This is a genomic window from Asaia bogorensis NBRC 16594, from assembly GCF_001547995.1.
In the GTDB taxonomy this organism is placed as follows: Bacteria; Pseudomonadota; Alphaproteobacteria; order Acetobacterales; family Acetobacteraceae; genus Asaia; species Asaia bogorensis.
Genome location: NZ_AP014690.1, coordinates 1015877 through 1031173 on the forward strand (window position 1 = coordinate 1015877; position 15297 = coordinate 1031173).

A 15297-nucleotide genomic window follows, 5' to 3' on the forward strand; every position below is an offset into this window, starting at 1 on the left:
GGCCGAATGACGATTGTTCCAGAGCCAGCCTTCGGGCTGGCTTTTTTTTTGGGGGGCTTTGTTGTCAGTCAGATCGGGTGCGCGCTCTGCGCGGATATGTACGACCCGTCGAGACGCCACCCTCGCAGGAATTGACAAATCCCGGCTGCCATACGGTCCCAGCTTGACACTCACAGAGCAGCGCCGCAGGCCATCGCGCTCATATCAATTTCGACAGGTCAGTTCCCGTTGAAGCTCTGCAAAAACATCTGGGATGAAAGGGGCCCACGCCCCTTTCCGGGGAGCGGGGCAGAGCCCCGGCGCTGTCGCTTACAGAAAAGGCCGGTCCCCTTGCAGGAACCGGCCCCTCCAAGCCGTACCTAACCAGACCGGTTCAGTGCCCTTCGGTCATGGGCTTCATGCCGAGGCTCGCCAGAAGCTTGCGGTCGCGATGCTCGGCGGGGTTGGGGGTAGTCAGCAGCTTGTCGCCGCAGAAGATCGAGTTGGCGCCGGCGAGGAAGACCAGGGCATGCGCTTCGTCGCTCATCAGTTCGCGGCCTGCGGCAAGGCGTACATGGCTGGCAGGCATGGTGATGCGTGCAGCGGCCACGACGCGGGCGAAGGTGATGGGGTCGACGGCCTCGGCTTCGGCGAGCGGCGTGCCCTCGACGCGTACGAGCAGATTGATCGGCACGCTTTCAGGGTGTTGGGGCAGGGAGGCAAGAGTCGCGATCAGTCCTGCGCGGTCGCTCTCATCCTCACCCATGCCGACGATACCGCCGCAGCAGACATTGATACCGGCATCGCGCACGTTCGAGAGTGTGTCGAGGCGGTCCTGATAGGTGCGTGTGGTGATGATCTTGTCGTAATATTCGGGCGAGGTGTCGAGGTTGTGGTTGTAGTAGTCGAGGCCGGCCTCTTTCAGGCGGCGCGACTGCTCGCCATCGAGCATGCCCAAGGTCACGCAGGTTTCGAGCCCGAGTGACTTCACGCCTTCGATCATGGCGCACACGGTGTCGAGGTCACGCTCCTTGGGGGAGCGCCAGGCTGCCCCCATGCAGAAACGTCCGGCACCGGCAGCCTTGGCGGCCCGGGCTTCAGTCAGCACTTTCTCGACGGCCATGAGGCGCTCGGCCTTCACGCTCTTCTCGTGCAGGGCGCTCTGGGGACAATAGGCGCAATCCTCGGGGCAGCCACCTGTCTTGATGGAGAGGAGCGTCGAGATCTGCACGCGGGTGGGATCGAAATAGGCACGATGGGCCATCTGGGCGCGGAAGATCAGTTCGGGGAAGGGCAGGTCGATCAGTGCCGCAACTTCATCGCGAGTCCAGTCATGCCTGATCTCGGGTTTCCAGCCGGCCTGGATGTCGTGCCCGTGGGCGCGTATTTCACGAGGGAGGACCGGGTCGCGTGTCAGGGTATCGAGGGACATGCGGGGCATGGCTCCAAAACATTTGAAAAGGAAAAGCTCAGGCAGCGATGCCACAGCAAGGGGGCGCTTGTCACGCGCCTGCGCGAGAACTCTACCCAAAATGGCCGGGACATGTCATCTAGGCGTCATGAAACATTGGCGCATCGATCAGATGGACTGGGATGCCTTTGATGCATCCCGCGTGGACCCGGATCTGATTCCGGTCATCAAGGCTGCGGCGGTGGTCGAGCGAAACGGGCTCGATTACGCCGTGTACCTCGGGAATGTCTTTGTCGGTGACCCTGATTTCCGGCAGGCAGCGGATAACTGGGCGGTCGAGGAAGTCCAGCATGGGGATGCGCTGGGCAAATGGGCCATGCTGGCCGATCCGAGCTGGGACTATATGAAGGCGTTCGAGCGTTACCGGGCGACCTATCATATCGAGCAGGATGTCGACGCGTCGATCCGCGGGTCGCGCACGGGCGAGCTCATCGCGCGCTGCATGGTCGAAACCGGCACCTCGTCATTCTACACTGCTATGGCAGATGCAACGGATGAACCGGTACTCAAGGCCATCTGCAAGCAGATTGCGGCTGACGAATACCGTCATTTCAAGCTGTTCTATGACCACATGCACCGTTATCTCAAGCGCGAGAAGCTCAGCGTGTGGCAGCGGACAAAGATTGCGCTGGGGCGTGTGACGGAAAGCGAGGATGACGAGCTCGCGACCGCCTATTACACCACCAACATGCCTGCCAACACGCCCTATGATCACAAGAAATGTATCGCGGCGTACATGGCGCGGGCGATGGGCTATTATCAGCCCAAGCACATCAATCGTGTGACCAGCATGATCTTCAAGACCATCGGCTTCACGCCGCACTCGAAAGTGCAGGTGCTGATTGCCAAGGCGATGTATCAGCTGATCCAGTTCAAGGCGAAGCGCTTCCGCAAGGCTATCGCAGCCTCGTAACGAAAGCGTTTTCTCTCCTACTGAGAATTAAGCCCTCCCGAGCGGGTTTCGTGGTCTAATGTCAGACGAACGGAACCGACTCAATTGGAGGGCTACCCTTGTCGCTCACTTTCACACGCCTTCGCCTTATGGGGGCAGCACTCACTGCGCTCCTCCCCGTGGCCGCCAGCTTCTGTGTGACATCGGCAATGGCTGATCCCTATTCCCTGCCGATCGCGTCGTCAGGTCCGGTGAGTCTGCCCCCGGTCGCTGATGATGGCACGATTGCCGCCCGTCAGCTCGCGGCTCAGGTGGGTCTCCCCCAGTTCACGGCGTCCAGCTGGCGGCCGGGGCTTTTGCGGCACGTCGTGATGTTCCGCTACAAGCCGGGGACCACCAATGCCATGCGCGCTGAAATCACCTCGCGTTTCTTGAGGCTTGTGCAGGATTCACGCCGTCCCGACGGGTCTCACCCTGTGCGGTCGATCGAGATGGGTGTGCAAAACAGCGGCGAAGGCGTGGATGCAGGTTTGCAGCAGGCCTTCATCGTGACTTTCGCTTCAGAAGGCGATCGCAATTACTATGTTGGCAAGCCTGTCGTGATGGATCCGGCGTGGTTTGATCCTGCTCATGAGGCTTTCAAGGAATTTGCGGGTCCGTCACTCGAAAAGGTGGTGGTTTTCGACTTCAACGTGCTGGCTTCTGCGACCCTGGAACCAACTTCGCGCAAGGCAAACACACGGACTCGCCGTTAAACAAAATCTGTCATAACGTTGCATGATGTGTCCCGCGCCAGAAATGGGCGGGATGGTGTTTAACCTGCTGAAAGTGATGGCTTGTGACCGGAAAATTCAAACGTACCACCTCGCTCTGGCTCGGAGCTGTCAGTGTCATCGCCCTGACTCATCAGGTCCTCCCTGCGGCACATGCGGCCGGTGCCGCTCCTGCAAAGGCCGACGCGTCGGTGAAGCCCTATGACCCGAGCTGGGGCTTCAACATGTCCGGTATGGACAAGGCCGTTCGTCCCGGGGATAATTTCTTTCAGTATGCCAACGGCACCTATCTGAAGAATGTCGTGATACCGGCCGATCGCTCGTCCTTTGGTCCGTTTGTCATCCTGACCGAGACAGCGCATGAGCGTGTGCAATCGATCCTGACCGATGCAGGCAAGCATCCCGCTGCCGAGCCGAAGACGACCGAGGAAAAGCTGGGGGCGTTTTACGCGACCTTCCTTGACACGGCCAAGGCAGACAAGCTGGGGGCGGAGCCGCTCAAGGCTGATCTTGCCACCATCCAGGCTGTGAAGGACCCGTCGAGCCTGGCCCGACTGTTTGGTCAGGCAGCTTCCAACTTCCAGTATTCACCGTTCGGTCTGATGATCAACGCTGACGACAACAATCCCGAGCAATATGCATTGTCATTGCATCAGGGGCATCTTGGTCTGCCGGACCGGGATTATTATCTGAAGCCGGATTTTGCCGCGAAGAAGAAGGCTTATCAGGCCTATATTGCCAAAACCCTTGGCATGATTTCATGGCAGGATGCCGAGCAGACGGCCGCGAAGATCGTCGCGCTCGAAACCACGCTCGCGCAGTCGGAATGGTCGCGTACCGAACTGCGTGATCCGGTCAAGGTGTATAACCCGATGACTGTCGACGAACTGGCAAAGAAAGCGCCGGGTGTCGACTGGACAGCCTTCCTGACGGGTGCCGGTATTCCGGGGGACAAGCTTGGTGCGCGCCGCATCATCATTGGCGAGCCGACTGCCCTGGCCGGTATGGCCAAAACCCTTGCCGGGGCTGATTATGGCACATTGCGGGCCTGGCTTGCCTTCCATCTTGCGGTCAATGCCTCGCCTTATCTGAGCCACGACTTCGTGCAGTCATCGTTCGATTTCTATGATCACGAACTCGAAGGGTCGCCGCAGCTTCCGGCTCGCTGGAAGCAGGCCGTGGAGCATACGGAAGACGCCATGGGCTGGGCGATCGGCAAGGTCTATGTCGACCGGTACTTCCCGCCGGCTGCCAAGGCACGTATCACCGAACTCACTCATGACGTGAAAAACGCCTTTGCAAACCGTTTGGCACATAATGCCTGGATGGCCCCTGCGACGCGTGAAGCGGCAGGGCGCAAGCTGCAGAATTTCGAAATTCAGGTCGGTTATCCGAACACGTGGCGCAACTATGCCGGTCTGACGGTCAAGCCGGGCGACCTGTATGGTAACGGCGCACGTGCGGTGGCCTTCGAGTGGCAATACAACCTTGGTCATCTCGACAAGAAGGTGGACCGCAACGAGTGGTTCATGACGCCGCAGACGGTGAATGCCTATAACGATCCAAACCAGGTCGAGATCGTCTTTCCGGCAGCCATCCTGCAGCCGCCCTTCTTTGATCCCAAGGGAGATGCGGCGGTCAATTATGGCGCTATCGGCGGGGTAATCGGTCACGAAATGACCCATTCCTTCGACGATGAAGGGCGTCAGTACGACGAGCATGGCCGTTTGCACCAGTGGTGGACCCCTGATGACGTCAAGCGCTTCCAGGCGCTGGCCGATCGTTTTGGCAAGCAGTATGACGCGTTTGAAGTACTTCCGGGCGTACATCTGAACGGCAAGCTGACGATGGGCGAGAACATTGCCGATCTCGGCGGTCTCACCCTGGCGCTCGACGCCTACCACGCGTCGCTGCATGGCAAGCCCGCACCGGTGGTGCATGGCCTGACCGGTGATCAGCGCGTGTTCCTTGGTTGGGCACAGGTATGGCGCCAGAAGCTCCGCCCTGACTCGATCCGCAATCGCGCCGTTACCGATCCTCACTCGGCGCCTGAAGCGCGCGTCAATCTGCCCATGCACAACATCGATGCCTGGTATGATGCCTTTGGCGTGAAGAAGGGCGACAAGCTCTATCTCGCGCCGGAGGATCGCGTTAAAATATGGTGATTATTGAATCATCATCGTTAACCGGCAGGCTTGTCACCGTATCTGTGCGATGCGATGGCGAGCGTGCCGTTCCTGAAAGGTGAAGCAGGCATAATGTTTGTCATGCGAGCGGCGAGGGAACAGTCTCCGACAGAAGAGACGACCAATCCGTTCACAATCCGGAAGTCTGGCGTCTCATGAGGCGCCAGCACGATTTGCACGATTTGCTTACGGTGGCCGCCGCCGTAGCCCGTGCACCAGCGGCTTATATCGCCCTGCCCGAAAACGGCGGGCATGTCATCGGGACAACCTACGGGGCGCTACCCTTGATGCTCGACGCTCGCGATCCGCCTCAGCGCAGCTTCACGCAGGAGGTCCTGTCCCCCCTGGCTGAGCTGGCGCGCGCACCCTGGCACTATGCGTTCCAGATTGCCCTCCCGTTCCTGTTGCCCGACGGGCAGGGCGAGGGTGTCCTGTGTTTCCTCACACGTCACCTGCTGGACACCGAGGCGACCTCCTTTCGGGAGGGGCTGGATGCGCTTGTCAGGCAGATTGTTCAGGTTCTGGGGCGTCCCGCCCCAGGGGTAGATGAAGGTGCCACGGGTGAGGCGCGGCCCTCGGGCATCAGCCGTCTCCCGGTCACCCGTATGCCGGGGCGGCTTCCTTCCATCGAAGATATGCCGGGGATCGGCACGTTCGAGATACGCCACGGCAGCAACATGATCACGCTTTCGGCGGAGTTGCTGCGTATGACGGGCGTTCCGACAGGCACGCAGTGCCCGCTGGAGGTGTTCGCACAATGCATGCCCGTCCCCGATACGGATATGCTTCATTTCGGGGAAGGGGCCAGTGATGAGGTCGTCTTGCCGGAGACCGATTACGCTGTCAGGAACCTGACCGATCACACGCAGAGCTGGGTCAGACGACGCGCCGAGATAGAAGCAGATGATCGCGGTAAACCCTGGCGTCTGATCGGCACAATTGAGGATATCACGCGCGATCGTATCGCGACCAACCGACTGGCTGCGATGGTCATGCTGGGTGATGCCCTGCGAAAGGTAGACACGCCGGACGACGCTTATCTTGCCGCGGCGAGTGCGCTGGGTGACGCTCTGGGTACGGATCGCGCCGGATGTGCCGTCGTGGAGCCGGGCGAGGGAGGATTTTTCAGTGTGCCGCAGGACTGGCACACCGCCTCTGTGCCGAGCGCCAGCGGTCGCTACCGTCACGATGCCTTTCCGGCAGCCCTTGGCGTGCTCGACCAGGGTTTGTTGCTGGCGGTGCGCGATGCTCGCGAGAATGTCTGGATACCCTGCATCATGCCCCATTGCGGCGAGAGCGATCAGGTCCGGGCCCAGTTGCTCATGCCGATCATGGCACAGGGCAGAATGACGCATTGCCTGTTCGTGCAAAGCTGCACACCGCGTGACTGGTCGGATCAGGAGCTTGCTTTCATGCGTGCTGTATCTGACCGTGCGCAGGCAGCTGCGGCGTCGCTTGAGGCCAGAGCCCATCAGCTTACCCTCCATCAGGAACTGGCGCATCGACTCAAGAATACGCTCGCTCTGGTTCAGGCGCTCGCCAACCAGAGTTTGCGTGGTGTCGAAAACAGGGCAGCGGTGAAGGCTTTCGAGAAAAGGCTGGTTGCCCTCGGTTCTGCGCATGATCTGCTCATGCGGCAATCGTGGCAGCGTGGCGATCTTGCCTTGTTGGCCCGGGAAGTGCTCTCACGCATCGCCCCGATCGACCGCTTTCATCTTGCTGGCGATACAGTGTCGATCGGCCCCAATACGGCCACCACACTCGGTCTCATGCTGCATGAACTCGGGACGAATGCCGCCAAATACGGCGCGCTCAGCGTCGAGGGTGGAAAAGTCAGTCTTGTGTGGCACATCACGCATGAGTCGGGTCGTGACACCCTGACCCTGCATTGGCAGGAAGAAGGGGGGCCCTCTGTCACGCCTCCTTCAACCTCGGGTTTCGGGTCACGCTTGTTGCAGGCCGGTTTTGGTCATCAGGGACGTACGACCTTGCGCTATCTACCGACGGGCTGTGATGCTGAATTTTCAGTGCCGCTGCGTCAGGCGCAGGAGAACTGATCCATCGTCGCAGAGGGGGCATGTTCTGCTTGAGCGGTGCACATGCCAGTTCCCTATACGGTCTGACCGATCGCGCCGATCATTTCAGCAAAGCGGCGCCCGGCTCTTGCCATTCATGGTATGAAGTGATCGAACACAGGCCTGATGCCTCAACCTCTTCCCGGTCGTAACGTGCGGCCAAAAGGACTTCTCATGACCACGATCTCCCTCGGCTATCTGGGTACCGCGCTCCATGCTGGTTGCGCCAGCGCGGTTGCTCGCGTGCTCGATGCGCATGAGGTGGAGGTTGATTTCGTGGACGCCGACGAGCGCGAACTTCCGTCCATGCTGGAGGAAGGGGCGATCGATCTTCTGGTTTCGGCTTGGTTGCCGCGCGACGCTGCGCTGCTGCAACACGGGATGCGCGTTCTGGGAACGCTCTATCGCCCGTATTACTGCTGGGCGAGCTTCAACGGCCTTTCCCCGATCGCGGCTCTCAACGCTCAGGATGTTGACCTTGTGGTGGCGGGCCGCTCGGACGCCGAACGCATGAACGCGCTGTTGGCCCAGACGCCCGGCCTTGACGGCGTGTCGGTAGAGATTTGCGATGATGCAGGGCTCCACGCTTTCGTACACACGGCGCATGAGGAGGGACGTCGGGTTCTGGTTTTCCTGGCTCAGCCCCACGCGCTTTTCAATCACGAAGCATTTCAACCTGTGCAGGATCCGCGCCTGTCCGAGGAAATGGAGGCGTCTTTGCTGGTGCGTGAGGCCGTGGCGGCCTGTGCCGATCAGGACATGCTCGACGAGTTGTCTGAAATGACATTGGGCAACAAGGTCATGAGTGCGCTCGATTACGCCATTCAGATCGATGGCATGGACCCGGAAGAAGCTGCCGAGGCGTGGCAGCGCGGTCGTCTCGTCGCACGCTAGAGACAGTTCGGCGCCGCGCGCCGATTGTCGGCTCTTGTCACGGGGTATGGTGACCTGCCCCGTGAAGGCGTGATAACTCAAGACGATCAGAACCTGAATATCGGGTGTACTGTTTCTGTTTGAGTAATAAATTGAGCGATTTGCCCTTAGGCATTCATCTATTATAGGACTGTCTGCGAACAATACAGGCGCAGTAAACTATGTCCTCTTATCCAGATGCAGCTGAACTCCATGAGCGATTCAGGTTGTGCAGCGATGAGGACTGGCTGAAATTACTCGTTGCGTCGATCCATATGCCGGAGATCGATCATGTCCGTATGCCGGCTTTTCCTGCAGAAGCCTTGCAGCGGGAAATTCATGGTCATTCGGGAGAGGTCTCTTTGCATGAGGCCTATATGTTCTTTCGTGAGATCAAGGCTTTTGGTCATTTCACTGACCGGCCCCTGTCAGCCGGAATGAAGGTGCTGGATTTCGGGTGCGGCTGGGGGCGTATCCTGCGCCTGTTCATGAAGGATATACGCCCTGAAAATCTTTATGGAATTGACTCGACAACGCGGTTCCTGATGGAGGCGCGCCGCTGCAATCCGGCGCTTAATTTCATGAGCTGCGGCATGGCCCCGCCTGTCCCGTTTATCGACGGCTATTTTGATCTGATCGTTTCTTTCTCGGTCTTTTCACACCTCGATGAGTATCTGGCCGGGCAGTGGATTGCCGAGTTCCATCGTCTCCTGGCGCCGGGCGGCCTTGCGATCATCACCACGCAAAGCCGCCGATTTATCGATTTCTGTGCGGAACAACGCCTCAAGCGGGCATCTGGCATCAGGTTGGAGCATGGCTGGCATGAGGCCTGCGCCGACAGCTTCACGGATGAGGCACGGGCTCACGCGCGTTACGACGCTGGCCGGTTTCTTCACGCATCGCCAGTCAGGCGTCCTCATCCGGCGGCCCATTATGGTGAGGCGATCATCCCGCGCGCCTACATCATCCAGAAATGGGGACATCTGTTCCGCATCATCGAGTTTCTTGACGATCCGGCGCGGGTACCGCAGGTGTTCATCGTCTTGCAAAAGAACAGAGCGCCATGAACGTTGATTACCCGTCGTATCTGCTACGCGTCATTCTGCGTCGGGCCGTTGCCGGCACAGCCGGTCGGGCGGCTTTGTGGCCCGTCATTGCAGCGGCCTTGTGTCTTTTGACGCCAGATGCCTGTCTCGGGCAGAGGGCTACTGATGGTGGCGCTCTGCCAGCATCGGACATGACGCCCCTGACGCCCGGCGAAGGGCGTGAGGCGATTGGGCAATCGGTCGAGACGATCAGGGTCACGGCGCAAGGCATGGTGCCCCTGTCACAACGATACCGGCGCCTGGAACGCATTTTCCGTCGGTTCAACTCCTTCCCTGAGGCGGATCGTGCAGGGTTGACGCTCCATCTGCAGGCTGTGCTCCAGCCCGGAGACCGAGCCGCACGGACAACGGGTATGATGATGAAGCTGGGAGAGCGGGTCATTCACCTGTTCCCCGGTCCGCCGCTTGGCACGGATGATGAAATCGTCGTGCCTCATGAGGCAGCACTCTGGGAGGCCGATCCGGCAATCTACGCACGGCTCAAGCCCGGTGAGCGTCTGAATGTCGGCTTCTTCTTCACGGTGACGCCTGCGGACAGGCAGCATTTCACCCGGCGGCAGGCTTTGAAGTGGCTGGCGCAGCTTGATGGCTGTGTCGAGGATGAAGGTGGATTTCTTGTGGCCCTGTTGCTGCCAGATACGCACAGGCTGGGTGTCGATGTCGCGCCCGGTAGCCGTTTCATTGTGCGGGAGGGCGGTGTGGAGCGGCTGCTGGTCGATAATCAGGGCAGTACGCCCTATCCCTATGTCTTTCGCCCTCAGGACTTCGGGAAGGATGCTGCGTTCAGCGCAACCAGACCGCTCAGTCGGGTCGTGATGACCCTTCCTTTCGCCCTGCGTGGCGACCTCACAGCAAAGTAACGATTTGACAGGAAGCCGTTGCCTCCGCCATCACGCGGGTCAGAATAGTCCCTGGTCCTTGTGCCGGGGCAGGAGGGCCGCGGCGCAGGTGCCAAGGCGTGAATGAAGGTACGGTCATGTCAGTTCATGCGTTCGTGTTTCCCGGTCAGGGCAGCCAGTCCATCGGGATGGGACAGGGCCTCTACGAGGCTTTTCCGGCGGCGAGAGAGGTTTTTCAGGAAGTTGACGATGCGCTTGGTGAGCATCTGTCCAAACTGATCTTCACCGGCGAAGCTGCCGACCTGACCCGCACCGAGAATGCGCAGCCAGCATTGATGGCCGTCTCTATGGCTACGGTGCGGGTGCTTGAAAGTGAGGGTGGCTTCAGGCTCGCAGACAAGGCGACCGTCGTGGCTGGTCATTCGCTGGGTGAGTATTCCGCCCTTGCCGCCGCAGGTGCGCTGGGTATTGCCCAGACTGCAACACTGTTGCGCCTGCGTGGACTGGCCATGCAGGAAGCCGTGCCAGCAGGCGAGGGTGGCATGGCTGCCCTGCTCGGCGTCGAGGCTGAACTGGCGCAGGAGATCTGTGCCGAGGCGGCGCGTCTGATGGTTGAGGGTGAGGCCGATCGTCACGAGACAATCGAACTTGCTAATGACAATGGCGGTGGCCAGATTGTTGTGTCTGGCCGGCTTTCTGCGGTCGAGCGCGCCATTGCAGTGGCCAAGGCCAAGGGGGTGAAGCGCGCCGTGATGCTGCCCGTTTCCGCGCCGTTCCATTCATCCCTCATGGGGCCGGCGGCCGAACGCATGGCCGAGGCTCTGGAACGCGCTGAGATTGCGACCCCGGTCATTCCTGTCATCACCAACGTTACGGCGGCAAAGAATACCGATGCGTCGCGCGTTGCTTCCCTGCTGGTGCAGCAGGTGACGGGCTCGGTGCGGTGGCGTGAAAGTGTCCTGGCCATGGCGGCTATGGGCGTCACCTCGCAGGTCGAGCTGGGCGCAGGCAAGGTGCTGACCGGTCTGGTACGGCGCATTGCTCCTGACATGACGGCCCGTAATGCCGGAACCCCTGAAGAAATCGAGGCGCTGCTGCGTGACCTCTGAAAGCGTGGAGAAGAAAACGATGTTCAGTCTTGAAGGCAAAACGGCCCTCATCACCGGTGCTTCTGGCGGCCTTGGCGCCGCTATCGCCCGCGCGCTTCACGCGCAGGGCGCCGAAGTCGTGCTGTCCGGCACGCGTGAGGCGGCACTGGCCGAGGTCGCCGCCAGCCTCGGGGAGCGGGTGCACGTTTGTGCGGCCAACCTCTCCGTCGGTGCCGAGGCCGATGCCCTGGTGGGCAAGGCGGAAGAGCTGCTCGGCAAGCCGCTCGATATTCTGGTCAACAATGCCGGTCTGACGCGCGATGGCCTGATCATTCGCATGAAGGACGAGGACTGGTCGCAGGTGCTGACGGTCGATCTCGAATCTCCGTTCCGTCTGTGCCGTGCTGCGCTGAAGGGGATGCTCCGCCGGCGCGCGGGTCGCATCATCAACATCGCCTCCATCGTCGGTGTGACCGGTAATGGCGGTCAGGCTAATTACTCGGCTGCCAAGGCAGGTATGATCGGCATGACCAAGTCACTCGCGCAGGAGGCCGGCTCGCGCGGGGTCACGGTCAACGTCATTGCACCGGGCTTTGTCGAGACAGCCATGACGGCGGTTCTGCCTGAGGCACAGCGCGACAAGCTGCTCGGCTCGATCCCACTCGGTCGTATGGGCAAGCCGGAAGACATTGCGGCTGCCGCTGTGTATCTGGCTTCGGAAGAGGCCGGCTGGGTGACCGGCATGACCATGAATGTCAACGGTGGCATGGCGATGCCATAAGGGCATCGGCCCTGCTCGCACGCAAAGCTTGGCGTGCGAGGGTAAACCATGCTAAGCGCCCGCTGCTTCGTCCGAAGCGTGGGCGTCTCGGCCCGCCGGGGCCCGATCTTCGGTCCGCGATCCGGAGTACTGGCAGATCATGCCGTCTCTGGAGTAAAGACGGGGACCGACTGGGTAACCAGACGGATGGTAAACAGTTTCGAACCGCCCGAATTGCCGGGCACACAGGAAGCCAGAACAGATGAGCGAAATCGCCGATAAGGTTAAGAAAATCGTTGTTGAGCATCTCGGCGTTGAAGAGAGCAAGGTAACCCCTGACGCTTCCTTCATCGACGACCTCGGCGCTGACAGCCTCGACACGGTTGAGCTGGTCATGGCGTTTGAAGAAGCTTTCAGCGTTGAGATCCCGGAAGATGCAGCCGAGAAGATTGCGACCGTCAAGGACGCCATCGACTACATCGAAAAGCAGAAGGCCGCCTGATCTGGCTGCATCGGGCCGCAATGCCCGATGCAATGATCTTCTCCGGCTCCCGATCTGTGCGGAGCCGGGACATACGACGAGATTGACAGCCGCTCCCCCTTGGCAGCCGCCGGGAGCTGGCGTTTATGACTGGAGCTTCGTCCGCCCATGATGGCAAACCTGTCGGCAATGAAAGAAAGACGCGTTGTCGTCACCGGTATGGGGCTCGTTACGCCTCTGGCAGTGGGCGTGGAACAGACCTGGCAGCGTCTTATCGCCGGACAGACCGGCATTGGCCGTATCACCTGCTTCGACCCAAGCGATCTTCCCGCCCATGTGGCTGGCGAAGTGCCCGAGGGCCCGACGGCAGAAGGCGGTCTGACGCTCTCCGACTGGGTCCCGACGAAGGACCAGAAAAAGATGGATCGCTTCATCCATCTTGGCATGGCGGCTGCCATTCAGGCTGTTGAGGATTCAGGCTGGAAGCCGGAAACCGAGGAAGATCGCTGCGCCACGGGCGTGATGATCGGCTCGGGCATCGGTGGTCTGCAGACCATCTATGACGCCTCCCTGACCGTTGCGAGCGGCAAGGCCCGTCGCCTGTCGCCCTTCTTCATCCCCTCGGCGCTGATCAATCTGATCTCGGGCCATGTCTCGATTCGTTATGGCTTCAAGGGCCCGAACCACTCGGCCGTCACCGCCTGTGCGACCGGTGTGCATGCCATTGGCGATGCCACACGTCTCATCATGCTGGGTGATGCCGATGTGATGATTGCCGGTGGCGCCGAGGCCGCCGTCTGCCCGCTCGGTATTGCCGGGTTCTCTTCTGCCCGTGCGCTCTCCACCGGGTTCAACGATACGCCCGAAAAGGCATCGCGCCCCTGGGATCGTGACCGTGACGGTTTTGTCATGGGCGAGGGCTCGGGCATTGTCGTGCTCGAGGAATACGAGCACGCCAAGGCACGCGGCGCCAAGATCTACGGTGAGATCATCGGCTACGGCCTGTCCGGCGATGCCCATCACATCACGGCACCGGCGGAAGGGCATGAAGGCGCTTTCCGTGCCATGAAGGCTGCGCTGCGTTCTGCGGGGATTACCCCGGCCGATATCGACTACGTCAACGCCCACGGAACATCGACCATGGCCGATGACCTCGAGCTTGATGCGGTTGAGCGCATGTTCGGCGATGACGCAAAGCATGTTGCGATGTCCTCCACCAAATCCGCTACCGGGCATCTGCTCGGCGCTGCCGGCTCGGTAGAGGCCATGTTCTCCATGCTTGCCATACGTGACAACGTAGCCCCCCCGACGCTGAACCTCGACAACCCCGCGCGTGAGAGCGTCATTGACCGCGTGGCGCACGAGGCCCAGCAGCGCAAGATCAACATTGCCCTGTCCAACAGCTTCGGCTTTGGCGGGACCAATGCCAGCCTGATCGTCAAGGGCGTCTAATTTCACGGCTCTGACCCTTTGAGTGGTGCCAGACCCGTATCATTGCTCCTCGTGGTGCAGTGTGACGGGAATCGGCACCGGGCGCTGGCTTGAAACGGTTCCACGTCAAGAATCTTCAGTAATGGTTGCCGGATAACCGGTATCTGATCTTTCGGGAGTGAACATGAAGCGTGTCATTCTCGCCCTTGTCCTGCTTCTGCTCCTTTCCACGGCAGGAGCGGCTGCACTGATCTGGCATCAGGTCACGCAGCCCGGTCCCTTGCAGGCCGCTACCGATCATGTCGTCCCGCATGGCGCAACAGCCCATATCACCCATGATCTGGCGCAGGCCGGGATTATCTCGCCCGGAACACTACCCGAACTGAGTTTCCGTCTTGCCGCCCGGGCAACGGCGTCTCATGGGGCCCTGCATGCCGCTGAGCTGCATTTCCCGGCGCAGGCCTCGATGCTCGACGTGCTCTATGTGTTACGTCATGGGCAGCCAGTCCGGCATTTTCTGACCATCCCGGAGGGGCGTACAGCGCGGCAGATCGCGATAATTCTTCAACAGGCCCCGTTTCTGACGGGAGAGGTGCCGCCGCTGCGTGAAGGCGCAATCCTGCCCCAGACGGTCGCCTATGAACGCGATACATCACGCGCCCGTCTTGTCAGCCGTCTGGAAACGCTCATGAGTGAGACGCTCGCCCGTGTATGGGCAGGGCGTGATCCTTCCATCGGTCTGACATCGCCTGAACAGCTTCTCATTCTGGCCTCGATTGTCGAGCGCGAGACGGGTATTGCGGCTGAGCGACCCAAAGTGGCTCGCGTATTTCTCAATCGCCTGACGCAGGGGATGAAACTGCAATCCGACCCTACAGCCATCTACGATCTGAGCGATGGGCTGGGCACGCTCGACTACGCCTTGACCCATGATGAGCTTCATCAAGCGGGGCCGCATAATACCTACGTCATTGATGGTCTGCCTCCCGGTCCAATCTGTTCACCGGGGCTTGCTGCGCTTGATGCGGTCGCCCATCCGGCGAGCGGGGATATGCTCTACTTCGTCGCAGATGGCACAGGCGGCCACGGCTTTTCGCATGACTTGCACGAGCATAACCAGCGTGTTGAAACGCTCAAAGCCCTGCGCGGAACCGTCAAAGCCGCGTCACCTCAAGCTGCGCCGGCGCGGCACGATGGTCGTGGCGCCGGAGAGCCGTCTCAACATCGGCATTGAGGTGAGGGGCAGGTGTCGGAAAGCACTGCCCGCCATACCCTCTCTCTCGCAGGGGGCGGGTTTCCGTTAA

Annotated in this window: 13 protein-coding genes; 12 read left to right on the forward strand and 1 reads right to left on the reverse strand. The window is 60.5% G+C overall.

Annotated features, from left to right (window positions below):
• Positions 1 to 373 precede the first annotated feature (373 nt).
• Positions 374 to 1411, reverse strand: a complete 1038-nt coding sequence (gene bioB, locus Asbog_RS04535; protein WP_083510944.1) for a biotin synthase BioB — start codon at positions 1409 to 1411, stop codon at positions 374 to 376.
• Between the two features lie 127 nt (positions 1412 to 1538).
• On the opposite strand from bioB, the gene Asbog_RS04540 reads away from it, so the two are divergent.
• From Asbog_RS04540 to mltG, 12 genes are all read left to right on the forward strand, one after another.
• Positions 1539 to 2363: an acyl-ACP desaturase gene (locus Asbog_RS04540; protein WP_062164240.1), complete on the forward strand. Its 825-nt coding sequence runs from the start codon at positions 1539 to 1541 to the stop codon at positions 2361 to 2363.
• A 98-nt stretch (positions 2364 to 2461) separates the two neighbouring features.
• Positions 2462 to 3097 (forward strand): Dabb family protein, encoded by a 636-nt coding sequence (locus Asbog_RS04545; protein ID WP_023978097.1) that lies wholly within the window; start codon positions 2462 to 2464, stop codon positions 3095 to 3097.
• A gap of 83 nt (positions 3098 to 3180) precedes the next feature.
• Positions 3181 to 5280: a M13 family metallopeptidase gene (locus Asbog_RS04550; protein WP_062164241.1), complete on the forward strand. Its 2100-nt coding sequence runs from the start codon at positions 3181 to 3183 to the stop codon at positions 5278 to 5280.
• Positions 5281 to 5456: 176 nt separating this feature from the next.
• Positions 5457 to 7358, forward strand: coding sequence for a sensor histidine kinase (locus Asbog_RS04555; protein ID WP_062164242.1), 1902 nt, complete (start codon positions 5457 to 5459; stop codon positions 7356 to 7358).
• Positions 7359 to 7550: 192 nt separating this feature from the next.
• The gene (locus tag Asbog_RS04560) at positions 7551 to 8270 is read left to right on the forward strand and encodes a glycine betaine ABC transporter substrate-binding protein (protein ID WP_023978094.1); all 720 of its coding nucleotides are present in this window, start codon (positions 7551 to 7553) and stop codon (positions 8268 to 8270) included.
• A gap of 200 nt (positions 8271 to 8470) precedes the next feature.
• Complete coding sequence (locus Asbog_RS04565) at positions 8471 to 9355, forward strand: class I SAM-dependent methyltransferase (protein WP_031240308.1); 885 nt, start codon at positions 8471 to 8473, stop codon at positions 9353 to 9355.
• A complete protein-coding gene (locus Asbog_RS04570; protein WP_062164243.1) occupies positions 9352 to 10254 on the forward strand; it encodes a hypothetical protein in 903 nt (300 codons plus the stop codon). The genes Asbog_RS04565 and Asbog_RS04570 overlap by 4 nt, the downstream gene beginning before the upstream one ends.
• A 116-nt stretch (positions 10255 to 10370) precedes the next feature.
• A complete protein-coding gene (gene fabD, locus Asbog_RS04575) occupies positions 10371 to 11342 on the forward strand; it encodes an ACP S-malonyltransferase (protein ID WP_062164244.1) in 972 nt (323 codons plus the stop codon).
• 19 nt (positions 11343 to 11361) lie between these two features.
• A complete protein-coding gene (gene fabG, locus Asbog_RS04580; protein ID WP_062165708.1) occupies positions 11362 to 12102 on the forward strand; it encodes a 3-oxoacyl-[acyl-carrier-protein] reductase in 741 nt (246 codons plus the stop codon).
• A 241-nt stretch (positions 12103 to 12343) separates the two neighbouring features.
• The gene (locus tag Asbog_RS04585; protein ID WP_023978090.1) at positions 12344 to 12583 is read left to right on the forward strand and encodes an acyl carrier protein; all 240 of its coding nucleotides are present in this window, start codon (positions 12344 to 12346) and stop codon (positions 12581 to 12583) included.
• A 147-nt stretch (positions 12584 to 12730) separates the two neighbouring features.
• The gene (gene fabF / locus Asbog_RS04590; protein ID WP_023978089.1) at positions 12731 to 14014 is read left to right on the forward strand and encodes a beta-ketoacyl-ACP synthase II; all 1284 of its coding nucleotides are present in this window, start codon (positions 12731 to 12733) and stop codon (positions 14012 to 14014) included.
• A 163-nt stretch (positions 14015 to 14177) separates the two neighbouring features.
• Positions 14178 to 15227 carry an endolytic transglycosylase MltG gene (mltG, locus tag Asbog_RS04595; protein ID WP_062164245.1) on the forward strand — a complete coding sequence of 350 codons (1050 nt, stop codon included), beginning with the start codon at positions 14178 to 14180 and terminating at the stop codon, positions 15225 to 15227.
• Positions 15228 to 15297: the final 70 nt, after the last annotated feature.

Coding starts and splice junctions, on each gene's coding strand:
- bioB (WP_083510944.1), bottom strand. CDS start 1,411: ATGTCCCTCGATACCCTGACACGCGACCCGGTCCTCCCTCGTGAAATA.
- Asbog_RS04565 (WP_031240308.1), top strand. CDS start 8,471: ATGTCCTCTTATCCAGATGCAGCTGAACTCCATGAGCGATTCAGGTTG.
- Asbog_RS04560 (WP_023978094.1), top strand. CDS start 7,551: ATGACCACGATCTCCCTCGGCTATCTGGGTACCGCGCTCCATGCTGGT.
- Asbog_RS04555 (WP_062164242.1), top strand. CDS start 5,457: ATGAGGCGCCAGCACGATTTGCACGATTTGCTTACGGTGGCCGCCGCC.
- mltG (WP_062164245.1), top strand. CDS start 14,178: ATGAAGCGTGTCATTCTCGCCCTTGTCCTGCTTCTGCTCCTTTCCACG.
- Asbog_RS04585 (WP_023978090.1), top strand. CDS start 12,344: ATGAGCGAAATCGCCGATAAGGTTAAGAAAATCGTTGTTGAGCATCTC.
- Asbog_RS04570 (WP_062164243.1), top strand. CDS start 9,352: ATGAACGTTGATTACCCGTCGTATCTGCTACGCGTCATTCTGCGTCGG.
- Asbog_RS04540 (WP_062164240.1), top strand. CDS start 1,539: ATGAAACATTGGCGCATCGATCAGATGGACTGGGATGCCTTTGATGCA.
- fabD (WP_062164244.1), top strand. CDS start 10,371: ATGTCAGTTCATGCGTTCGTGTTTCCCGGTCAGGGCAGCCAGTCCATC.
- fabF (WP_023978089.1), top strand. CDS start 12,731: ATGATGGCAAACCTGTCGGCAATGAAAGAAAGACGCGTTGTCGTCACC.
- fabG (WP_062165708.1), top strand. CDS start 11,362: ATGTTCAGTCTTGAAGGCAAAACGGCCCTCATCACCGGTGCTTCTGGC.